Source organism: Arthrobacter monumenti, from assembly GCF_054511255.1.
Map to the genome: position 1 here is coordinate 17,005 of NZ_JBTNCY010000017.1, position 21,158 is coordinate 38,162.

At 62.8% G+C, this 21,158-nt stretch carries 21 protein-coding genes; 15 read left to right on the forward strand and 6 right to left on the reverse strand.

Annotated features, from left to right (window positions below):
• The first annotated feature begins 3 nt into the window (after positions 1-3).
• From ACX80B_RS17980 to ACX80B_RS17995, 4 genes are all read left to right on the forward strand, one after another.
• Positions 4-1,347, forward strand: coding sequence for a M50 family metallopeptidase (locus ACX80B_RS17980; RefSeq protein WP_459298717.1), 1,344 nt, complete (start codon positions 4-6; stop codon positions 1,345-1,347).
• Between the two features lie 54 nt (positions 1,348-1,401).
• On the forward strand, positions 1,402-1,692 hold the full coding sequence (locus tag ACX80B_RS17985) for a YciI family protein (RefSeq protein ID WP_459298719.1): 291 nt from the start codon (positions 1,402-1,404) through the stop codon (positions 1,690-1,692).
• Between the two features lie 140 nt (positions 1,693-1,832).
• The gene (ispG, locus tag ACX80B_RS17990) at positions 1,833-2,993 is read left to right on the forward strand and encodes a flavodoxin-dependent (E)-4-hydroxy-3-methylbut-2-enyl-diphosphate synthase (protein WP_459298721.1); all 1,161 of its coding nucleotides are present in this window, start codon (positions 1,833-1,835) and stop codon (positions 2,991-2,993) included.
• 224 nt (positions 2,994-3,217) lie between these two features.
• Entirely contained in the window at positions 3,218-4,144 is a 927-nt protein-coding gene (locus ACX80B_RS17995; protein ID WP_459298723.1) for a GNAT family N-acetyltransferase, read from the forward strand.
• Here ACX80B_RS17995 and ACX80B_RS18000 read toward each other — a convergent pair.
• The 3 genes from ACX80B_RS18000 to ACX80B_RS18010 are packed head-to-tail and all read right to left on the reverse strand — an operon-like array spanning position 4,141 to position 6,259.
• The gene (locus tag ACX80B_RS18000; protein ID WP_459298725.1) at positions 4,141-4,764 is read right to left on the reverse strand and encodes a TetR/AcrR family transcriptional regulator; all 624 of its coding nucleotides are present in this window, start codon (positions 4,762-4,764) and stop codon (positions 4,141-4,143) included. The two genes, ACX80B_RS17995 and ACX80B_RS18000, sit on opposite strands and share 4 nt — an antisense overlap.
• A complete protein-coding gene (locus tag ACX80B_RS18005) occupies positions 4,761-5,516 on the reverse strand; it encodes an ABC transporter permease (RefSeq protein WP_459298727.1) in 756 nt (251 codons plus the stop codon). Before ACX80B_RS18005 ends, ACX80B_RS18000 begins: the two co-directional genes overlap by 4 nt.
• Positions 5,513-6,259, reverse strand: a complete 747-nt coding sequence (locus tag ACX80B_RS18010; protein ID WP_459298729.1) for an ABC transporter ATP-binding protein — start codon at positions 6,257-6,259, stop codon at positions 5,513-5,515. Before ACX80B_RS18010 ends, ACX80B_RS18005 begins: the two co-directional genes overlap by 4 nt.
• A gap of 158 nt (positions 6,260-6,417) precedes the next feature.
• Here ACX80B_RS18010 and ACX80B_RS18015 point away from each other — a divergent pair, with 158 nt between their 5' ends.
• Positions 6,418-8,217, forward strand: coding sequence for a proline--tRNA ligase (locus tag ACX80B_RS18015; RefSeq protein ID WP_459298731.1), 1,800 nt, complete (start codon positions 6,418-6,420; stop codon positions 8,215-8,217).
• A gap of 6 nt (positions 8,218-8,223) precedes the next feature.
• Entirely contained in the window at positions 8,224-9,021 is a 798-nt protein-coding gene (locus ACX80B_RS18020) for a sulfite exporter TauE/SafE family protein (protein WP_459298733.1), read from the forward strand.
• A 66-nt stretch (positions 9,022-9,087) separates the two neighbouring features.
• Here ACX80B_RS18020 and ACX80B_RS18025 read toward each other — a convergent pair whose 3' ends face one another.
• Both ACX80B_RS18025 and ACX80B_RS18030 read right to left on the reverse strand, forming a co-directional pair.
• Positions 9,088-10,074: an aminoglycoside phosphotransferase family protein gene (locus ACX80B_RS18025; protein WP_459298734.1), complete on the reverse strand. Its 987-nt coding sequence runs from the start codon at positions 10,072-10,074 to the stop codon at positions 9,088-9,090.
• A complete protein-coding gene (locus tag ACX80B_RS18030; RefSeq protein WP_459298736.1) occupies positions 10,071-11,090 on the reverse strand; it encodes a DUF4439 domain-containing protein in 1,020 nt (339 codons plus the stop codon). Before ACX80B_RS18030 ends, ACX80B_RS18025 begins: the two co-directional genes overlap by 4 nt.
• A 105-nt stretch (positions 11,091-11,195) precedes the next feature.
• Here ACX80B_RS18030 and rimP point away from each other — a divergent pair, with 105 nt between their 5' ends.
• From rimP to rbfA, 5 genes are all read left to right on the forward strand, one after another.
• On the forward strand, positions 11,196-11,792 hold the full coding sequence (gene rimP, locus ACX80B_RS18035; protein WP_459298737.1) for a ribosome maturation factor RimP: 597 nt from the start codon (positions 11,196-11,198) through the stop codon (positions 11,790-11,792).
• A 1-nt stretch (position 11,793) separates the two neighbouring features.
• Positions 11,794-12,783, forward strand: a complete 990-nt coding sequence (gene nusA, locus ACX80B_RS18040) for a transcription termination factor NusA (protein ID WP_459298739.1) — start codon at positions 11,794-11,796, stop codon at positions 12,781-12,783.
• Positions 12,784-12,862: 79 nt separating this feature from the next.
• Entirely contained in the window at positions 12,863-13,228 is a 366-nt protein-coding gene (locus ACX80B_RS18045; RefSeq protein ID WP_459298740.1) for a YlxR family protein, read from the forward strand.
• A 138-nt stretch (positions 13,229-13,366) separates the two neighbouring features.
• The gene (gene infB, locus ACX80B_RS18050; RefSeq protein ID WP_459298742.1) at positions 13,367-16,300 is read left to right on the forward strand and encodes a translation initiation factor IF-2; all 2,934 of its coding nucleotides are present in this window, start codon (positions 13,367-13,369) and stop codon (positions 16,298-16,300) included.
• 72 nt (positions 16,301-16,372) lie between these two features.
• On the forward strand, positions 16,373-16,831 hold the full coding sequence (rbfA, locus tag ACX80B_RS18055; protein WP_459298744.1) for a 30S ribosome-binding factor RbfA: 459 nt from the start codon (positions 16,373-16,375) through the stop codon (positions 16,829-16,831).
• Positions 16,832-16,922: 91 nt separating this feature from the next.
• On the opposite strand, the gene ACX80B_RS18060 is transcribed toward rbfA, so the two are convergent.
• Positions 16,923-17,633, reverse strand: a complete 711-nt coding sequence (locus ACX80B_RS18060) for a TetR/AcrR family transcriptional regulator (RefSeq protein WP_459298746.1) — start codon at positions 17,631-17,633, stop codon at positions 16,923-16,925.
• Between the two features lie 107 nt (positions 17,634-17,740).
• Between ACX80B_RS18060 and ACX80B_RS18065 the strand changes: the two genes are divergently transcribed.
• From ACX80B_RS18065 to ACX80B_RS18080, 4 genes are all read left to right on the forward strand, one after another.
• Positions 17,741-18,778 carry an NAD(P)-dependent alcohol dehydrogenase gene (locus tag ACX80B_RS18065; protein ID WP_459298747.1) on the forward strand — a complete coding sequence of 346 codons (1,038 nt, stop codon included), beginning with the start codon at positions 17,741-17,743 and terminating at the stop codon, positions 18,776-18,778.
• Positions 18,779-18,846: 68 nt separating this feature from the next.
• On the forward strand, positions 18,847-19,791 hold the full coding sequence (locus tag ACX80B_RS18070) for a DUF4389 domain-containing protein (RefSeq protein ID WP_459298748.1): 945 nt from the start codon (positions 18,847-18,849) through the stop codon (positions 19,789-19,791).
• A 33-nt stretch (positions 19,792-19,824) separates the two neighbouring features.
• Entirely contained in the window at positions 19,825-20,760 is a 936-nt protein-coding gene (truB, locus tag ACX80B_RS18075; RefSeq protein ID WP_459298749.1) for a tRNA pseudouridine(55) synthase TruB, read from the forward strand.
• Positions 20,760-21,155 carry a hypothetical protein gene (locus ACX80B_RS18080; protein WP_459298750.1) on the forward strand — a complete coding sequence of 132 codons (396 nt, stop codon included), beginning with the start codon at positions 20,760-20,762 and terminating at the stop codon, positions 21,153-21,155. Before truB ends, ACX80B_RS18080 begins: the two co-directional genes overlap by 1 nt.
• The last annotated feature ends 3 nt before the right edge of the window (positions 21,156-21,158 follow it).

Sequence of the window (21,158 nt, forward strand, 5' to 3'; positions counted from 1 at the left end):
TCGTTGACAGTACTTCTGTTCATCCTCGGGGTGCTCTTCGTTGCGGTGGGTATCGCCGCTTCGATCGCCCTGCACGAGGTGGGCCACCTGGTACCGGCCAAGCTGTTCAAGGTCCGGGTGATGCAGTACATGATCGGATTCGGCCCGACGCTGTGGTCGAAGAAACGCGGCGAGACCGAATACGGTTTCAAGGCACTGCCGCTCGGCGGCTATGTATCCATGGTGGGGATGTACCCACCGGCCGAGGACAGCGATGGAACTGTCCGCCGCTCCAGCACCGGGATGTTCCAGACACTGGCCGACGACGCCCGCAAACTCGCTGCCGAAGAGATCCGGCCGGGCGATGAGAACAGAATGTTCTACAAGCTGCCGATCTGGAAGCGGATCATCATTATGCTCGGCGGTCCGTTCATGAACCTGGTGATCGGCGTTGTGCTGTTCGCCGTGGTGATTATGGGTTTCGGCAGCGCACAGGCGACGACGACGCTCGCCGAGGTCTACAAATGCGTCGTCCCGGTCAGCCAGCAGGCCGAAACGGGCCAGCAGGACTGCCTCCCGAGCGACCCGAAGGCGCCGGCGACGGCGGCCGGGCTGCAACCGGGCGACACCGTCGTCCGGTTCGATGGCCAACCGGTGGAGAACTGGCAGGCGATGACCGAGCGGATCCGTGCTGCCGCTGGCGAGGAAGTGCCGATCACGGTGCTCCGCGACGGCGAACGCATCCAGTCGGAAATTACTCCGCTGCTGACCGAGCGGCCGGTGATCGGCGCCGATGGCCGGGCGGAACTCGACTCCAATGGCAATCCAGTGACCACGGAGGTCGGATTCGTCGGGATGGGCGCCCAGGTGGAGCTGGTGCCGCAGCCGGCTGGCGAGGTGCTGCCGGCTGTGGGCGAAAACATTGCCCGCGTGACCGGCGTCGTCTTCAATCTGCCAGAGCATGTATATGAGATCGGGCAAGCTGCCTTCAGCGATGCACCGCGCGATCCCAACGGCCCGATCAGCGTCGTCGGAGTCGGCAGGGTCGCCGGTGAAGTCGCGAGCATGGAGGAAGTCGCCCTCGAATCCAAGGTGGCGCTGCTGTTCCGGCTCCTCGGCGGTGTGAACCTGGCACTATGCGTATTCAACCTGATCCCGTTGCTGCCCCTGGATGGCGGCCATATCGCCGGGGCATTATGGGAAGGATTACGACGGCGGATCGCCCGGCTGTTCGGCCGGAGGGATCCTGGTCCGTTCGACATTGCAAAGCTCCTGCCGCTGACGTACGTTGTGGCGGTGCTTATGCTTGGCATGGGCGCGTTGCTCATTTATGCCGACATCGTAAAGCCTGTCAATCTGTTCGGTTAGCGCCGGGCGGATTGGCCTTATCAGTGAGGTTCAACTAACAGTGAGGATCAACGCATGAGTGTTTTTGTTGTCGAATATGTTTATGAGGCTGAAACGGCTGCTGCGCGGAATGAGCTGCTGCCTACACACCGGCAGTGGCTCAAGGAGCATACCGAGTCCGGCCGGGTCCTGTCCTCAGGTCCCTATGTGGATGGTGCCGGCGCACTGCTGCTGTTTACCGCCGATTCCGAGCCCGCCTTGCTGGAAGAGCTCAAGCAGGACCCCTTCAACCAGGCAGGACTGGTGTCAGGGATGCGCGTGAAGGAGTGGAAGCCGCTGCTCGGCGCCTTCACGGAACACGCGTAGCTGGCTGCGCGCGGCGTCGGAAACGGCCCGTGGCGCTGCCTCACGCCCGCCGGATCGCCGATTCAGCGGATCAAGAGGATAATGGAATCCGGCGTCTTCATCGGCGTCATCAATGAAGCAATCACACATGGAGGCACGTTTTGACCTCGGTCAACCTGGGAATGCCGGAAGCACCGCCACCCACCCTCTCCCCGCGCCGTAAGACGCGCCAGATCAAGGTCGGCTCCGTCGGTGTAGGTTCGGAATCTCCCATCAGCATCCAGTCGATGACGACCACGCAGACCACCGACATCAACGCGACCCTGCAGCAGATTGCGGAGCTGACGGCTTCGGGTTGTGACATCGTACGCGTGGCCTGCCCGACGTCGGACGATGCCGAGGCGCTGCCGATCATCGCGAAGAAGTCGCAGATCCCGGTCATCGCCGACATCCATTTCCAGCCGAAATACGTTTTTGCTGCGATTGAAGCCGGTTGTGCCGCCGTCCGTGTGAACCCTGGAAACATCCGCAAGTTTGACGACCAGGTCAAGGAGATCGCTCAAACCGCCAAGGACCACGGCACTTCGCTGCGCATTGGCGTCAACGCCGGATCCTTGCACCCCAGTCTGCTCAAGAAGTATGGCAAAGCCACCCCGGAAGCCCTCGTAGAGTCGGCCGTCTGGGAAGCTTCGTTGTTTGAAGAGCATGACTTCCACGACTTCAAAATCTCAGTCAAGCACAACGATCCGGTGGTCATGGTCCGTGCCTATGAATTGCTGGCACAGGCGGGCGACTGGCCTTTGCATTTGGGCGTCACGGAGGCAGGGCCGGCGTTCCAAGGCACGATCAAGTCCGCCACCGCTTTCGGGGCGCTGCTGTCGCAGGGCATCGGCGACACCATCCGCGTCTCGCTCTCGGCACCGCCCGTCGAGGAGATCAAGGTTGGCGAGCAGATCCTGCAGTCGCTGAACCTGCGGCCGCGTAAGCTCGAGATCGTGTCCTGCCCTTCCTGCGGCCGGGCGCAGGTGGATGTTTACAGCTTGGCCGACGAAGTCACTGCCGGGCTGGAAGGCATGGAGATCCCGCTGCGTGTGGCCGTGATGGGATGCGTCGTCAACGGTCCGGGTGAAGCCCGCGAGGCCGACCTCGGCGTTGCCTCCGGCAATGGTAAGGGCCAGATCTTCGTCAAGGGCGAGGTGGTCAAGACCGTGCCGGAGGACCAGATCGTGGAGACCTTGATCGAGGAGGCCAACCGGATCGCGGAGGAACAAGGTCTGAGCGAGGAAAGCGGCAGCGGCAGCCCCGTCGTCAGCGTCAGCTAGCAAACGTCGTCAGCGCCGGCTGGCAAACGTCGTCAGCGCCGGCTGGCAAACGTCGTCAGCGCCGGCTGGCAAACGTCGTCAGCGCCGGCTGGCAAACGTCGTCGGCGTCGGCTGGCAAACGTCGTCGGCGTCGGCTGGCAAACACTCTTCAGGGACTATGGCGCAGGCCGTTTTCCTGACAGACTCGTGGGTAGATATTGGCGTAGGACATATTGAGGTGGCTGGTGGCGAGGATTCTGTCCAAAGTGGCACCGTGGCTGGCCTCCGGAACGAGGGCACACCGGCGTGATCCCGGCTTGCACCGGTACAAGCCGGCCCACGGGTCTGTGCGGGTTCTCGGCGACTCCGATACGGCGGAACTATGGACATTGGTCAACCGGAATCCGGTTGCCAACATTTTCGTCGCCTCCCATCTGGAGAACACCAAAACCGCGGCGCCCACACCTGCCGGCGGTCAAATCCTTGGCTACGACGACGGCGGTTCCCTCGCCAGCGCGTGCTGGGCCGGAGCCAATATCGTACCTGTCGAAACGACACTGGTGGCGGCGCAGGAATTCGGACGGTACCTGGTGGCCACCGGGAAGTCGTTTTCGTCGATTTTCGGTCCCTCCGAGGCAGTGATGGAGCTGTGGTCGGAATTGCAGACAAGTGCGCCGTCGCCATTCGATGTGCGTCCAAACCAGCCGCTGATGGAGCTGCGGACAGGTCCAGCCATCGAACCGCATCCGGGCCTCCGGTTCAGCATTATGGAGGACTTCGACGCCCTGTTGCCTGCCTGCGTGTCCATGTTCGAAGAGGAAGTGGGCTATTCACCGCTCGTAGGCGGCGACCAGTTCTACAAACAGCGCATCGCCTCATTCATCAACCGCCGCCACTCAATGGTCGATTTCGACGGCGGCGGCGAGGTTGTCTTCAAAGCGGAGCTGGGATCGGTTTCGTCCCAAGTGACGCAGATTCAAGGCGTCTGGATGAATCCTGCCTACCGCGGCCGTGGACTCAGCGCGGCCTACCTTGCCGCCGTCGTTCTGCTGGCCCGCGAGCACGCCCCGGTAACGAGCCTTTATGTCAACGACTACAACGCACCCGCAATGGCCAGTTACCGCAAGGTGGGGTTTGAACGCGTCGGGACTTTCGCAACGATTCTGCTCTAGCGTCCAGGGTCCGTCGCCTGCCAGTTCCCCAAATCGCCGGTCAGATAATGCTGGACGGTGGGGGAGACCAGCCGCACCACCTCTTCGCTGCTGAGCGAGGCCAGTGGTTCGAGCTTGAGAACATACCGGCTGACCATCAGGCCAAAAACCTGGCTGACCAGCAGCTCACCGCGCAGCTGCGTTTCGTCTTTGTCGTATTCCAGCCCGGCCATGATGACGTTCAGGATCCGTCTCCGCAGGACCTCACGCATCAGCGCGGATTGAGGCGGGGACCCGATGATACTGCGGACCAGAGTCAGCAGCGCAGGCTGCAGGGGCGAGTCCCATAGCGCCAGCAGCGTCCGCAGCAGGGCGGCGCCGCGTTCAGCAGCAGGCAAGGCTGCGACCCCGGCGAGCACCTCGTTGGGATTTGCCGGCAGTTCCACACTCGCCGCCAGCAAAGCCTCTTTGCCATCGAAGTAGTGATGCACGAGCGCGGGATCCACCTCCGCTTCGCGGGCAATACTGCGCAGACTGGTTCCCTCGTACCCTTGTTCGGCGAAAAGCTTCTGCGCGGCGGCAAGGATCTGTCCGCGGGTGTCGCCGCCTCCGCCGCGGCGTCCGCGCCGGGACCTGCTCACCGGCTCTGCCGCCTCAGGGTCAGCGAAGCCAGCACCAGGACCACCACGACGCAGCCCGCGATGATCGTCAGATCGGTCCACAGAGCGCCGGTGGCATCGGTGTTGGTTGCTATTTCCTGCAGGGCATCAACCGAGTAGGTCAGTGGCAGCGCGTTGGAGATGGCCTCGAGCCAGTCCGCCATCTCGTCCCGGGCGACGAACAACCCGCATAGCAGGATCTGCGGAACGACGACGACCGGCATGAACTGGACGGCCTGGAATTCTGTGCTGGCAAAGGCGGAACAAAGCAGCCCAAGCGCCACCGCCAGCACGGCGTTGATGACGGCAACCAGAATCACCAGACCGGGACTGCCATCGATCTCAAGGCCGAACACGAAGTACGCGAACGCCGTCGCAACACCGGCCTGCAGCGCAGCCATGATCGAGAACGCCAGCCCGTAGCCGAAGAGCAGATCGACCTTGTGGATCGGCGTCGTCAGAATCCGCTCCAGAGTGCCCGAAGTGCGCTCGCGGAGCATGGTGATGGAGGTGACCAGGAACATCACCACAAAGGGGAAAATCGCCAGCATCATCAGGCCGACCCGGTCGAAGGTGCGCGGTACACCGGGCGGCAGGGTTTCATTCTCGAACAGGTAGTACACCACTGCCAACAGCAGGGCCGGCACCACCAGGATGAGGCCGATGCTCCGCGGATCATGCCGCAGCTGCTTCAGCACGCGGGCGGCGGTGGCAAGCATCATCGATACGTTCATGCCGCTGTCTCCTTCGGCAATGAACGGATGAGCCGCAGGAAGGCAAGTTCCAGATCGTCAGTTCCGCCGAGTTCGCGCAACTTGCCGGGGGTGAGCTGTGCCAGCAGGCGTCCTTCGCGCAGCAACAGTAACGCATCGCAGTGCGAGGCCTCCTCCATGACGTGACTGGAAATGATGAGGGTGGTTCCAGCCGCAGCCATCGCCGCAAACTGCTCCCACAGTTCGACCCGGAGCACCGGGTCGAGCCCGACAGTTGGTTCGTCGAGGATCAATACTTCAGGGCGGGATACCAGGGCGCAGGCCAGTGAAACGCGGCTGAACTGGCCGCCGGAGAGGTCGGCGGTTTTGCGCTTGGCGAACGTCCGCAGCCCGACGGCGTCGATCGCCTCATCCGTCCGGGAACGGGGCATCGAGTGCAGGGCGCCAAAATACTGCACGTTATCTTCGACCGTGATGTCCGGATAGACGCTCGGAGATTGGCTGACGTACCCTGTCTTGCTGCGCAGGGCGGCGCTTCCGGCTGGATGGCCGAGCACGTGGATGCTTCCGGCGGAAATATGCTGAACACCCATGATGGCGCGCATCAGCGTGGTTTTTCCGCTTCCAGACGGCCCGAGGAGGCCGGTAATTGCTCCACCGCCAATAGTGAAATCCAGGCCCTCCAGAACCGTTGTTCTACCCCGCCGGATCTGCAATTCATTGACGACGACGGCAGCGGCCGGATCCGCTTGAAGATGTGCCATGGGAACTTCCTTGCGAATAATTCACCAGTTGATGAATTAAAGCTAAGCCGCAGAGTTTCTCCCGTCAAGGTTCAAGTGGTAACGGGCGTGCGCATGAGCGGTTAGATTAGTAGTCGAGTTGTTTTACCTTCAGTTGCTTCACAGAACGGAGACCACCGGTGGTCCTTCGCCTTTCCTCGCTGTTCTTGCGCACTCTGCGCCAAGACCCCCATGCCGCCGAAGTGGCCAGCCATAAACTTCTGGTTCGCGCCGGCTATATCCGCCGGGCCGCTCCGGGAATCTATTCGTGGCTGCCCCTGGGCCTTAGGGTGCTGGCCAAAGTCGAGGCCGTCATCCGCGAGGAGATGACCGCCATCGGCTCCCAGGAAGTCCACTTCCCGGCACTGCTGCCGCGCGAACCGTACGAGACCACGAACCGGTGGACCGAATACGGCGACAACATTTTTACGCTCCAGGACCGCAAGGGATCGGACTACCTCCTCGCTCCCACGCACGAGGAAATGTTCACTTTGCTGGTGAAGGACTTGTACAACTCATACAAGGACCTTCCATTGAGCCTGTTCCAGATCCAGACCAAGTACCGCGACGAGGCACGGCCGCGTGCGGGTCTGATCCGGGGACGCGAGTTCATCATGAAGGACTCCTATTCCTTCGACATCGACGACGACGGCCTCGACGTCAGCTACGAGGCCCACCGGCGCGCCTATGTCCGGATTTTCGAGCGCCTGGGCCTGGATGTCGTCGCTGTATCCGCCACCTCCGGAGCGATGGGCGGGTCACGGAGTGAGGAATTCCTGCACCCGACACCGATCGGCGAGGACACGTATGTGCGCTCGCCCGGCGGTTACGCCGCCAACGTCGAGGCAGTCACCACCATCATTCCCGACGGGATCGACTTCTCGAACGCTCCGGAAGCGCGGGTTGAGCACACCCCGGACACGCCGACGATCGATACGCTGGTGGCCACGGCCAATGCCAAGTTCCCGCGGGAAGACGGCGACTGGACGGCGGCGGACACATTGAAAAACGTGGTCCTGGCTGCCGTCCTTCCCAGCGGAGAGCGGCAGATCCTCGTCGTCGGGCTTCCCGGCGACCGCGATGTCGACCTCAAGCGGATCGAAGCGAACATCGGGCCGCACCTGCAAACCGGTGGCGAGGTCATCATGGAGACCGCCAACGACGCCGATATTGCGCGCAACCCCCAGCTCGTCAAGGGCTATGTGGGACCCGGGCTGAGCACCGACTCCCCGGTACTTGGCACCGAAGGATCCACGGGACTGCTGTACCTGGTGGACCCGCGTGTCGTCAGCGGCACCACCTGGATCACCGGGGCGAACACGTCCGGCATGCATGTCTTCGGACTCGTTGCCGGCCGGGACTTCAGCTGGGAGGGAACCATCGAAGCAGCCGAGGTATGCGCAGGCGATGAGGCGCCCGACGGCTCGGGGAAACTCGAATCGGCACGCGGAATCGAACTGGGCCATATCTTCCAGCTCGGACGCAAGTTCTCCGATGCCCTGGACCTGAAGGTGCTGGATAAGAACGGCAAACTCGTCGTGGTCACCATGGGCTCATACGGCGTCGGCGTGACCCGCGCCGTCGCAGCCCTCGCCGAGGCAAATCACGATGACAAGGGTCTGACGTGGCCGCGCCAGGTGGCGCCGGCCGATGTCCACATCGTGGCGGCGGGCAAGGACGCCGAGGTGTTTGAAGCCGCCGGAAAACTTTCAGAGGAGCTGGACGCGGCCGGTATCGAGGTCATGTATGACGACCGCCAGAAGGTTTCACCCGGGGTGAAGTTCGGCGACGCTGAACTGATCGGCGTTCCCACCCTTGTGGTGGTGGGCAGGGGACTGGCCGACGGCGTTGTCGAGGTGAAGGACCGCGTCACCGGAGAGGCGAACAAGGTTCCGGTAGGAGAAGCCGTGGCTCATCTCATCGAACTTGTCCGCGGATAGTTTGAGGTGGGTCCGGGACTTGAGGAGCTTCAGCTTGCAACGATAGTCCTGATCGTCCTCGCTGGTTTCGCGGCCGGTTGGATTGACGCCGTCGTCGGTGGTGGCGGTTTGATCCAGTTGCCCGCGCTGCTGTTGGTGCCGGGGATCGGTCCGGTACAGGCACTCGCGACGAACAAGATGGGCTCCATCTTCGGCACGACCACCAGCGCGATCACCTATTTCCGCAGGGCCAGACCGGATTTGCGGACAGCATTGCCGATGGCAGGGATAGCGCTGGCGGGAAGCTATGGCGGTGCCGTCTTCGCGGCGCTGCTGCCGGCGTCGGTGTTCAAGCCGATGATCGTGGCCGCCCTGATTGCCGTCGCGCTCTTCACGGCTTTCCGGCCGACCGTTGGAACGCTGACGAAGCTGCGCCACAGCGGGCACCGGCATTACGGAGTCGCCGTCGCGATCGGGCTGGTCATCGGTTTCTACGACGGTCTGCTCGGTCCCGGGACGGGTTCATTCCTCGTGATCGCCATGGTGACCTTGCTCGGATACAACTTCCTCGCTGCCAGTGCAAAGGCCAAAATCGTCAATATGGCCACCAACGTCGGTGCGCTGCTGTTCTTTGCGCCGAACGGGTACCTGTTGTGGGGACTGGGACTTTTGCTGGGCGTCGCCAATATGGCCGGCGGCTATCTGGGGGCACGGATGGCCATCACCAAGGGGAGCAAATTTATCCGGGTGGTATTCCTCGCCGTGGTATCGGTACTGATCGTCAAACTTGGCTACGACGTGTGGGTGGAAAACTTCGCCGGTTAGCCTGAGGGCGCGCCGGGCCGGGGTTCCGCAGAGTTGAGGCGCCGCCGAAGCCGGGGTTCCGCAGAGCTAAGGTTCCGGCAGCTCATCGACGTCGGGAAGACCGGGGTAGGTCCTGCCCGCCATGGCGGACGCCACCCATAGCGACCGTGCTGCTTCCGCGCCCATGCCGTCCTCGTACGACCAGATCGCGTTTTGGACCTCCCGCACCAGGGTCCACTGCCGTGCGAGTTCGTTGTCCAGGCCAGCGGCGGCGCACAGCCGGGCCTGCCGGTCCAGCAGTGCTATTTCCGGATTCTTCTCCGGCAGTTCACGCAGGCGGTTCCACAACATTGGAGCGACAGCGAATTCGGCGTCGCCAATGACCGGTTTGGGATCGATCGCCAGATACCAGTGCGGTTCCTCCAGCGAGGCGAGGATATTGAAGTAGTGGAGGTCGCTGTGCACCAGCACGTCATCGTTCCTGCGCCGGCCGACAGCGCCGTGCACCTGGCACACTTCCAGGGCAGCTTCCAGAAGCCAGCGTTCGAACGGTCGGCCGAGTTGTTCCCACCGCTGCGGGAACTCGTCCGTCCACTGCTCCGCCTGGGCAGCCAGCAGCGGGAACGCATTACGGGTGGCTGCAGGGACCGGGACGGCGAGGCGCCGGACCAGTCCTCCCCAGACAGCCAACGCCTCTGCCATCGGCGCGTCCGCCAACGAACGATCGCCGTCGAGCCGCTCCATGAGAAGCACCAGCTCCGGTTTGTCCGCTTCCAGCAGCCGGACGGCTCCGGCACCGTCCCAAAGCTCCAACGCATCGGCCTCGGCCAGAGCCTCTTCATGCGGCAGCGTGAGTTTGAGTACAGCCCGCGTGCCGTCGTGCCGCCGCACCGGGATGACGACGCCGGTGTGTCCCGTCCACGGTTCCTTTCCGTCGGGAAGGTCCAGAGTCAGCTCCCAGCGGCGCATGTAGAGCTCGTACTGCTGCGGCAACTGGGCCAGCCAGGTGCGGCCGGCGGGTTCGGAACGCACATTGCGCTCCAGGGCCGCGGGGAGTTCGAAGCCGGGGATCATGCGCGGTTCTCCCACTGCCAGGCCGCCAATGAGGCGCGGGTGAGCATGCTTATCGACCAGGTGCGTACGTCTCCTTGGCTGAGCCCTACGAGATCGGCGTACATCGCTGCGAGATCTTCTTCCACCAGCGCAAGGCCACCCGCGGGGTCGTCCCTGAATTCATCCGGGAGGGCATAGGCAGGTTCGGCCACCGGAACCTGTGCACACAGGGCTTCCAGCATTGGCTCTCCTTGCTCCAGGGCGCGCCTATGTTGTTGCCGCCGCTCGCGGGAGAGGGAGAACAGGGGGTCATCGAACTGCGGTGTGGCAACTTCGTAGGCGTAGACGGTGCGCTGCAATCCGGTGTAGGTCGCCTGCAAAGCCGCTGCCGGCTTCGCATCGGATGCCCCGGATGACTGACAGTCGATCAAATCGGCACGATCGGTGCTTTGCGGTACGGGAGGAAGGCCGGGAGCGGGCAGCCCCGCCTTGGCGGCCAGGGAGGTGGCCAGCACGAATTGTTGTGCCGACACGGTGGCCAACAGACTGGCCATTCCGGCCTTCACATCGCGGGCATCCAGCCGAAGAGTCTTCGCGTTGGCCGCCAGGGCGGACACGAGGCCGGAAACTGTCGGAGCCGACGTACTTTCCGCTGTGCCTGAAGCAGCCGCGGAAATGACCGGTGAAGGCAACTGGGATGATTCGGACTGAGGAGATGCCGGAGCCGGCGCAGCCAACTGCGCAGCATGGCGGGACAGCAGATCGGCGGTGTTGGCGAGCGCACGTTTCATCCCGCCTGGCGCGGCAATTCCGGCAAGTTCGCGCGCGCGTGACTGCAGTGACTTTGCCTCGGCGCGCGCCATACTCCGTGCCATGTCGGTGACGCTCGGTGGGTCCGGTTCAGGCCGCGTCCGGTCTGCTACAACAGTGCCCAGGCTGAGCACGAGCAGGGCAACAACGGAAAGCAGGACGGCAGTCTTCGCCTTGGTGGCGGCGGACTTCTTCCCGGTGGGCTTCACAACAGACGATGATCTCACGTTCGCCCGCTTGGTGTATGCATTGCTAAGTCGCAGTCCAATGCATCGCCTGTGGAGAATTGTCGTTACGCTAGTAGCTACAACATCATCGAGTGGGAGGCAGTAATGGTCCGGCCTAATCACAATCCGGGGGACGCGGAGCAGACCCGCGCAGAATCACACCGGCTGCGTGAACTGCTGGAACCTACCGTTTCGGCTCACGATCTCTATCTGGAGGACGTCCAGGTGAAGTCCGCAGGCACGGAACGCACGGTTTCCGTCGTCGTCGATCTTCATGAGGACCGGACCGGCGGTGTCAGCCTCGACACTATTTCCGATGTTTCTTCTGAACTTTCCCGCCTCCTCGACGAGGATCCCCATGACACCGAACGGCCGTACCAGCTGGAAGTTTCCTCGCCGGGGGCGGCCCGTCCACTGACGGAGCCACGTCACTGGCGGCGTGCCCGGGGCAGGCTGGTGAACATGGCCATGGTCGACGGCGGTGAGGTCACCGGGCGTCTTCTCGACGTCGACGACGACGGCGTCACGGTCCGTCCACAGGTGCAGGTCAAAAAGGGCATGAAACCCAAAAAGGGTGAACCCACCCACTTTGCCTTTGAGCAGGTGCGCAAGGGCGCGGTGGAGATTGAATTCTCCCGGGTCGATGAGGACCTTGACGGTGGAACAGCCGGCAACCATACTTTTTCAGCTGAGGAGGCCTGAGATGGATATCGATATGAGCGCATTGCGGCTGCTTGAACGCGAGCGCGAAATCCCTTTGGATCTATTGATCCCCACCATCGAGCAGGCACTGCTGGTCGCGTACCACAAGACCTCCGGCGCGCACGATAAGGCGAGGGCGGAGCTGAACCGCAAGAGCGGCCACGTCACTATCTGGGTGGCAGAGCTCGACGACGACGGGACGGTGGTCGGCGAGTACGACGACACCCCGGCCGGCTTCGGGCGGATCGCGGCCAGCACCGCGCGCCAGATCATTCTGCAGCGGCTGCGGGACGCCGAGGACGACAACATCCTTGGCGAATTCCGCGGCAAGGAAGGCGAGCTGGTTTCCGGTCTCATCCAGCAGGGGCACAACCCGCACATGGTCCAGGTTAATCTTGGTGCCGTCGAGGCCGTCCTGCCGCCGCCCGAGCAGGTCCCCGGCGAGAACTACCTGCATGGTGCACGGCTTAGGGCGTATGTCGTCGATGTCCACCGCGGCATGAAGGGTCCTTCGATCACGCTGTCCAGGTCGCATCCCGGCCTGGTCCGTAAGCTTTTTGAGATGGAAGTTCCGGAAATCGCAGACAAATCGGTGGAGATCATTGCGCTGGCCCGTGAAGCCGGTCATCGCTCCAAGATTGCCGTCAAGGCTGCCGTTCCAGGATTGAATGCCAAGGGTGCCTGCATCGGAGAGATGGGCTCCCGCGTCCGTGCGGTCATGAATGAGCTCAACGACGAGAAAATCGACATCATTGATTTCAGCGAGGATCCGGCTACGTTCATCGGGAACTCGCTATCGCCGTCGCGTGTGGCATCGGTGACGATCGTCGACGAGCAGCTGCGGCAGGCCAAGGTTGTGGTTCCCGACTACCAGCTCTCGCTGGCGATCGGCAAGGAAGGGCAGAACGCCCGGCTTGCGGCCAAGCTCACCGGCTGGCGCATCGACATCGTATCGGACGCTGCCCCGGCACAGGTGCAGGCGTCAGAGTAGACTCACACCCTTCCGGTTCGTGGCAAACGGGCCGGAAGCGCTAGAATGTATGTGGCCGGGTCATTCGACTGTGCAATCGATGCGAGAGGTGCCACTGGTGGTAACGACGAAACGTCAACCACTTCGGACCTGCATCGGATGCCGTGATCGAGCAGCCCAAAGCGAACTTCTGCGGGTGGTGGCAACCAACTGCGACGGCACAAACGTCGTCGTCGTCGATGCCCGCCGCCGCATGGCGGGCCGGGGTGCCTGGTTGCATCCCAGCCGGCCCTGCTTCGTAATGGCTGTGAAACGCCGAGCGTTCAACCGTGCTTTTAGAGGCCAGGTTGAAACCCGGAATGTGGAGAGTTATTTCAACGCAGCGGAATCCACCGGAACGACCGGAGGACCCACGACAACCGTCCAACCTGAGAGCGGGTCAGTAATGAAGATGGAAACCCGATGAGTACCCAGCGATGAGTGCCCAACGATGATTCATTTGTTGTGCTTTAAAAACGACCGCGCACTTGCCATGAGTGCTCAAAGTCGCAGTAGGAAATAGACGGTTCGTGCCTGACTCGGTGCGAGCCGAGACAGGAGAAATGTGGCCAAGGTCCGCGTACACGAGCTCGCCAAAGAGCTCGGGATTACCTCTAAAGATGCAGTAGCAAAACTGCAGGAGATGGGCGAATTCGTTCGCTCAGCCTCATCAACTATTGAAGCGCCCGTGGTGAAGAAACTCCGCGGCGCATTCCCGGCATCCGATGCCAAGACGGATGGCAAGGGCGGCGGCTCCAAGTCCGCTGCGAAGGCCACTGACAAGGCCGGCACGGCGGAGAAGCAAAGCGCCCCGGCCGGGACTGACAGCAAGCCGGCTGCTCCCAAGCCCGGAGCAAACAACGCTGCTCCCAAGCCTGGAGCAAAACCAGCTCCAGCAGAGGCGGAGAAGCCAGCCCCGGCTCCTGAGCCCGAGAAGCCGGTCGAAGCTGAAAAACCGGCAGCGGCCACTGAAAAGCCGGCGGCTGAACCCGAAAAGCCTGCCGCCGAACCCGAAGCGCCTGCAGCCGGGACGCCTAAGCCCGCAGCGGCGGATGCAACACCGGCACCAAAGCCGGGTGCGCGTCCTGCCCCCAAGCCCGGAGCCAAAGCGACTCCAGCCAGCCCACGCCCCGGCTCGGGCGGACCACGTCCCGGGAACAATCCGTTTGCCACTTCGCAGGGTATGCCCCGCGGAGGCCGCGGTTCGGAGCGTTCAGGCGGTCCCCGTCCGGGCAACAATCCGTTTGCCACCTCGCAGGGTATGCCCCGCGGCGGCCGCGGCGAAGGATCGGGCGAGCGTTCAGGCGGTCCCCGTCCGGCAGCAGGATCCGGCGGCCCACGTCCGGGCGCACCGCGTCCGGCCGGTGCCGGAGCGGCACCGCGTCCAGGTGGCGGAGCCCGTCCGAATCCGAACATGATGCCCGGCCGCACCGATCGTGTGGCCCCTCCCGGACGCGGCAATGACCGCCCGGGTGCAGGCCCGCGCCGTGGTGGAGCACCCGGCGGCGGTCCCGGAGGTCCTCCGGGCGGCGGCTTTGGCAAGGGCGGCCGCGGACGCGGCGGAACCCAGGGCGCCTTCGGTAAGGGAGGCGCCGGCCGCGGCAAGCAGCGCAAGTCGAAGCGGGCAAAGCGGGCCGAACTCGAGCAGATGTCAGCGCCGAGCGTCGGCGGCGTCACGGTTCCCCGTGGCGACGGCAGTACTATTGTGCGCTTGCGCCGCGGTTCCTCGATTACCGATTTCGCCGAGAAGATTGATGCGAATCCCGCGTCGCTGGTGACTATCCTGTTCCACCTGGGTGAGATGGCTACGGCCACTCAGTCGCTGGACGAGGATACGTTTGCGTTGCTGGGTGACGAACTTGGCTACAAGCTGCAGGTGGTTTCACCAGAGGACGAAGAGCGCGAACTGCTCGATGCCTTCGATATCGACCTCAACGCAGAACTTGAGGCAGAGGGTGACGAAGAGCTTCAGGCCCGTCCTCCGGTAGTGACCGTCATGGGTCACGTCGACCACGGTAAAACCCGTCTGCTGGACGCCGTGCGCAACTCCGATGTCATGACCGGAGAGCATGGCGGCATCACCCAGCACATTGGTGCTTACCAGATCCATCGTGAGCATGAGGGCAACAACCGCGCTATCACCTTCATCGACACTCCCGGCCACGAGGCGTTCACCGCCATGCGTGCCCGTGGTGCCAAGGTCACCGACATTGCCGTGCTGGTGGTTGCAGCCGACGACGGTGTGATGCCGCAAACGGTTGAGGCACTGAACCACGCACAGGCGGCCAACGTGCCGATTGTTGTGGCAGTGAACAAGATCGATAAGGAAGGCGCCAACCCGGAGAAGGTCAAAGGCCAGCTCGCCGAGTACGGTCTGGTACCCGAGGACTACGGCGGCGACACGATGTTCGTCAATGTGTCCGCCCGGCAGAACGAAAACATCGACGAACTGCTTGAAGCGGTCCTGCTGACGGCAGATGCCGCTCTCGATATGCGCGCCAATCCGAACAAGGATGCACGCGGTATCGCCATCGAGGCGAACCTGGACAAGGGCCGCGGCGCGGTGGCGACTGTGCTGGTCCAATCCGGAACGCTCAACGTTGGAGACACCATTGTGGCGGGCAAGGCCCACGGCCGTGTCCGTGCGATGTTCGACGAGAACGGCGATGCCGTCGAGAAGGCGGATCCGTCGCGTCCGGTGCAGGTGCTCGGACTGTCGACCGTGCCCCGGGCTGGTGACACCTTCCTGGTGACGGCCGACGAGCGGACCGCACGGCAGATCGCCGAGAAGCGTGAAGCGGCGGACCGCAACGCGGCTCTGGCCAAGCGCCGCAAGCGCATCACGCTGGAGGACTTCGACCAGGCTGTGGCCGAGGGCAAGATCGACACCTTGAACCTCATCCTCAAGGGTGACGTTTCCGGTGCGGTGGAGGCTCTGGAAGACGCCCTGTTGAAGATCGACGTCGGCGATGAAGTGCAGCTGCGCGTCATCCACCGCGGTGTCGGCGCCATCACGCAGAATGACGTGAACCTCGCGACCGTGGACAACGCCATCATCATCGGCTTCAACGTCCGTCCCGCGGAGCGGGTCTCCGATCTGGCAGACCGCGAAGGCGTTGACCTGCGGTTCTACTCGGTTATCTATGCGGCAATCGACGATATTGAGAATGCGCTCAAGGGCATGCTCAAGCCCGAGTACGAGGAAGCCAGTCTCGGCACGGCGGAGGTCCGCGAGGTCTTCCGTTCCTCGAAGTTCGGCAACATTGCCGGTTCGATCGTCCGTTCCGGAACCATCCGCAGGAACACCAAGGCACGTCTGGTGCGCGACGGCAAGGTCGTGGGGGACAACCTCACCATCGAGTCGCTCAAGCGCTTCAAGGACGACGCGACCGAGGTCCGCGAAGGTTTCGAGTGCGGTATCGGCCTGGGGTCGTTCAACGACGTCAAGGAAGGCGACACTGTCGAGACGTTCGAAATGCGGGAGAAGCCGCGCGCCTAAGGCGTCGATCGATAACGCAAGAATCTGCGGAGGCGCTCCATCGAGCGCCTCCGCTCAGGCAGGAGAAAGATAATGGCTGATCCAGCACGTGCCGCGAAACTGGCGGACCGGATCAAAGTAGTGGTCGCACAGGCGTTGGAGCGACGGGTGAAAGACCCGCGCTTGGGCTTCGTCACGGTGACCGACGCCAGAGTAACCAACGATCTGCAGCACGCGACGGTGTACTACACCGTCTACGGTGATGAGGAAGAGTCGGCGGAAACGCGCCGTGCGCTGGAGTCGGCCAAGGGCATTCTGCGCGCCGAGGTAGGCAAGAACATTACCGTGCGGCTGACACCGACGCTGGAGTTCGTCCCGGATGAGATTCCGGTCAACGCCAGCAACCTCGAGGAGCTTTTGCGTAGCGCCAAGGAGCGGGACGCGGAGGTGGCCTCACTGGCCGCTGAACAGAAGTATGCGGGCGAACCGGATCCCTACCGTCGTAAGGACGATGAGGAAACCGCTGAGGCGGACGGTTCCGACCGGCCGTAACCCGTACCAGTGAAGAGGAGGCCCGCCGGGCTGCCCATAGCATCATCGCTTCGGGCAGTCCGGCGGGTCTTTTCGTGCCTCGGAACACTAATCAGGCCAGGGCCGCTGGAGATGGAAGCGGGCGGTCGAGGGTTGAAATAGATGCCGCCAAGCCGTCAAGGATGAGGTCGAGCCCGAACCCGAACTCATTACCGAAGTCGTAACCAGGCTGGAGGACGTGCTCGGAGGCGATCTCCAAAAGATGAGGGTAGTCGCCGGCCGAAATCAGCTTGACTGTCGGTTCTGTGGCTTCGGCTACGGTCCCGGGGCCTTTGAACGGCAGGGCGGCTTCCTGAAGGGCGAAGCCGTAGATATAGCTGTCGAGCAGTGCATAAGCGTGCGCCGTCATCTGCACTGAGAACCCCGCCGCACGCAGGGTGCCCAGTGTTGCGTCATGATGTTGCAGCGTTGCTGGTCCAGGAGTGGTCCGGGACTCAAGCAGCCCTATGGCCCAGGAATGACCTCGCAATACCTGACGTGCAGACTGCGCCCGGCGGTGCATCTCGGACCGCCAATCCCCGCCGGCGGAAGGCAAGTCGATTTCGCTGAAGACGAGATCGACGATGCCATCAAGGATTTCGTCCTTATTGGCAACGTAGTGGTAGAGCGACATTGGCTTGGTCTCAAGGGCCCGGGCCAGCGAGCGTATCGTCAGCGCTCCAATTCCCTCGCGATCGGCAATTGCCAGAGCGCAGAGGAGGACCCTCTCCCGGCTGAGGGGAGTGCGGTCCTGGCCGCCGTTGTTTCTGGATTTTTCAGGCATATTGCTCCCGGAGGACTCTATCGCTTTCGTACACTGTACGTTACCATATTCGTACAGTGTACGAAAACGTACTGCTGAATGGCACCGGTTCAAGGAAAAAGAAACCCATGACATCCCAAAAAGAACGTGCTCCAAAGCGAACCGCCGCACAGGCCACGACGACGGCGGCCAGCGCCATGCGGGCGATCGTGCAGGACGCTTACGGATCGGCCGACATGCTCCACCTGGCGCGGATCTCCCGGCCGCAAATAGCGGACAACGAAGTCCTGGTGCGGGTGCACGCCGCCGGGCTGGACCGTGGAACGTGGCATCTGATGACGGGCAAACCATATCTGCTGCGCCTCGTATTCGGGCTCCGCAAACCGAAGAATCGGGTTCCCGGCGCTGATGTCGCGGGGACGGTGTCCGAAGCCGGTCCGGCGGTGACCGGATTCGCCCCAGGAGATGAAGTCTTCGGTTTCGGAAAAGGCGCCATGGCGGAATACGCCGTCGTGCGCAAGGACAGGCTCGCCCACAAACCCGCCAATCTTACGTTCGAGCAGGCGGCGGTAGTGCCAGTGTCAGCGGTCACCGCTCTGCAGGGCTTGTGCGATGTCGGCCGCGTTCAGCGGGGGCAGAAAGTACTCATCATCGGTGCATCCGGCGGTGTAGGCAGCTATGCCGTACAGCTGGCCAAAGCCGTCGGAGCCGAGGTTACCGGCGTGTGCAGCACAGCAAAACTCGACTTCGTGCGATCCCTCGGCGCCGACCATGTCATCGACTACACCGTCGCCGACTTCGCCGACGGGGGCCACCGCTACGATCTGATCCTGGACATTGCAGGAAACCCGGGTCTCTCACGGCTCCGCAAAGCCCTTACGGCCAACGGAACGGTGGTCATCACCGGCGGTGAGAATGGCGGCAATTTATCCGGCGGAATGAACCGCCAGTTCCGTGCTCTGGCTCTATCACTGTTGATACGCCAGCGGTTAACCATGTTCACCGGCAAAGTACGTTCCAGCGACCTGCAAAGGCTTGCCGAATTCATCGAGGCGGGAACGGTGACACCGAGGATCGACAGGACGTATCCGCTGGAGCGGATGCCTGAGGCTATGCGCCACCTCGACGCCGGGAACGTGCGTGGAAAGGCCGCCATCACTGTCTAAATACGCGGGCAGTCCTCTGATCTGCCATCCATCAAGCCACAAGTTATAGTCTGTGAAAGAAGAAAGCCATGTCAATGTCAACACCGAACGAGTCTTCGCGGCAGTCCGGACCGCCGGTCGAAAAAATGAGCCCGGTACACATGCTCATACTCATCGTGGGAGTGCTGCTGTTTGCCGCCGCTCCGGCTGTGCTCGCCAATTCAGGACCGGTACTGCTGGGCCTGTCCCTGCTCGCCGCCGGGCTGGCGCTTATCATCGTCGGAGCCGCCGGTCTAGGCCGCGGCATCCAGCCACAGTCTCCGATGACGCCCCCGGAAGATGAGACCGACGCCTCTGCCTACCCAACGCGGTTGGTGGGACAACTGGACCCTGCCCTGTCGAGATGGATGTGGCTGCTCAAATGGCTTCTGGCCATCCCGCACTACATAGTGCTTTCCATCCTCTGGATTGCATTCCTGGTCGTGACGGTGGCGGCCGGCCTGGTGATTTTGTTTACCGGCCGCTATCCATCTTCACTCTTCCAATTCACAGTCGGCGTCCTTCGCTGGAACTGGCGGGTTTCGTTCTATGCCTACGGAGTGCTCGGCACGGATCACTATCCGCCCTTCACCTTGGCGCGCACCGATTATCCAGCGGAGTTCGACGTGGCTTATCCTGCGAGGCTTTCGCATTGGAAAGTGTTGGTGAAATCCTGGCTTCTCGCCTTGCCGCAACTGCTTATCGTCGCTGCTCTTACCGGAGGGGTGTGGGCTTCGACAGACGGTTCGAACACCGGATCGGCCAACGGTATTTCGCTGCTGAGCCTTCTGGTCCTGATCACCGCCCTCATCCTGCTGTTCACCGGTGTCTACCGGCTCGGACTGTTCAACCTGCTGATGGGCATCAACCGGTGGATCTACCGCACCATTACCTACACGGCCTTGATGCGCGACGACTACCCGCCTTTCAGGCTTGATCAAGGGCCGCTCGAACCACCGGCGGAACGGAGAGATGTGGGGAACGTGCCGCTGTAACGGGCGGGCCCGTCAGCACCCTATACTGGGTGGGTGACTTCTGGGCTGGCCGGATCGGGATTGGTGATCGTAGACAAGCCGGAGGGGTGGACCAGCCATGATGTGGTGGCCCGAATGCGCCGCTTGGCCGGAACCCGCAAGGTTGGCCACGCCGGGACACTGGACCCGATGGCCACCGGCGTACTCGTCGTCGGAATCAACAAGGCCACCAGGCTGCTGACGTACATCGTCGGCGTCTCCAAAACCTACACGGCCACCATCCGATTGGGCCAGAGCACCATTACCGACGACGCCGAAGGCGACGTCACATCCGAAACCACCGCGGCCGGGGTTGACGAAGCCGCGGTGCGTGCCGCCGTCGAACGCTTAACCGGAGACATTGAGCAGGTGCCCAGCAGTGTCAGCGCCATTAAGGTCAACGGCAAACGTTCCTACGCCAAGGTCCGGTCGGGCGAAGAGGTGAAACTCGCCGCACGGCCGGTCACCGTATCGGAATTCTCCGTTCATGGGCTCCGCCGCATCCCGGCCGGCAACGGCACGGCCGCCGGCGACGGGGGGGAGTATCTGGACGTGGACGTTACTGTCGAGTGCTCCTCCGGAACGTATATCAGGGCGCTGGCCAGGGATCTCGGCGGCATCCTGCAGGTCGGCGGGCATCTAACGGCTTTGCGCAGGACGCGGGTCGGTCCGTATACGCTTGATCAGGCCCGTACGCTGGAGCAACTGGCGGAAGAACTGACTGTGCTGGACATTTCTACCGCCGCGCGGGCCCTGCTTCCGGTCCGGGAACTTACTACGGACGAGGCGGCGGAGTTGTCCTTTGGCCGCAGGATCGCCGCGGGCGCCGGGGCGGAAACGGTGGCAGCCTTTGCACCGGACGGGTCCCTCGCGGCGTTGCTGGAAAACAAGGACGACGCCGCCAAACCGGTGCTGGTTTTTGCGCCGGCCACGGGAGGACACCAGGAGTAATGGATGGGTACTTCTACGCGGTATTGATCGTCGGCCTGCTGTCCACCGTGGTGTGCATCGCTGCTGGCATCAAAGGTCTGGGGCCCAACGACGTGACGATACTGTCCGTGGCCGCCGTCGAGCTGACCCTGTTGGTGTATTTGGCCGGCTCAATCTTCAGTGCCATCGGCGCAGGAGGACCGTCCGGGCCGGCCTGGGAATTCTGGGGTTATCTCGTGACGGCGCTGGTCATACCTTTGGCGGCTGTCTATTGGTCCTTGATGGAGCGCAGCCGGTGGAGCAATTTCGTACTCGGATCAGTCGGGCTGATTGCCTTGGTCATGACCGCGAGGATGAACCAGATCTGGTACGGACCGCAGCTGGAAGGCGCGGCGCTTGCCGCCTGGAATTTCTAGCCC

What these genes read in the sequence shown, in the direction of transcription:
- ACX80B_RS17985 (WP_459298719.1), top strand. Translation starts at nt 1,402, where the DNA reads ATGAGTGTTTTTGTTGTCGAATATGTTTATGAGGCTGAAACGGCTGCT.
- ACX80B_RS18005 (WP_459298727.1), bottom strand. Translation starts at nt 5,516, where the DNA reads ATGAACGTATCGATGATGCTTGCCACCGCCGCCCGCGTGCTGAAGCAG.
- ACX80B_RS18010 (WP_459298729.1), bottom strand. Translation starts at nt 6,259, where the DNA reads ATGGCACATCTTCAAGCGGATCCGGCCGCTGCCGTCGTCGTCAATGAA.
- ACX80B_RS18025 (WP_459298734.1), bottom strand. Translation starts at nt 10,074, where the DNA reads ATGATCCCCGGCTTCGAACTCCCCGCGGCCCTGGAGCGCAATGTGCGT.
- rimP (WP_459298737.1), top strand. Translation starts at nt 11,196, where the DNA reads ATGGTCCGGCCTAATCACAATCCGGGGGACGCGGAGCAGACCCGCGCA.
- nusA (WP_459298739.1), top strand. Translation starts at nt 11,794, where the DNA reads ATGGATATCGATATGAGCGCATTGCGGCTGCTTGAACGCGAGCGCGAA.
- ACX80B_RS18045 (WP_459298740.1), top strand. Translation starts at nt 12,863, where the DNA reads ATGCGAGAGGTGCCACTGGTGGTAACGACGAAACGTCAACCACTTCGG.
- rbfA (WP_459298744.1), top strand. Translation starts at nt 16,373, where the DNA reads ATGGCTGATCCAGCACGTGCCGCGAAACTGGCGGACCGGATCAAAGTA.
- ACX80B_RS18060 (WP_459298746.1), bottom strand. Translation starts at nt 17,633, where the DNA reads ATGCCTGAAAAATCCAGAAACAACGGCGGCCAGGACCGCACTCCCCTC.
- ACX80B_RS18065 (WP_459298747.1), top strand. Translation starts at nt 17,741, where the DNA reads ATGACATCCCAAAAAGAACGTGCTCCAAAGCGAACCGCCGCACAGGCC.
- ACX80B_RS18070 (WP_459298748.1), top strand. Translation starts at nt 18,847, where the DNA reads ATGTCAATGTCAACACCGAACGAGTCTTCGCGGCAGTCCGGACCGCCG.
- ACX80B_RS18080 (WP_459298750.1), top strand. Translation starts at nt 20,760, where the DNA reads ATGGATGGGTACTTCTACGCGGTATTGATCGTCGGCCTGCTGTCCACC.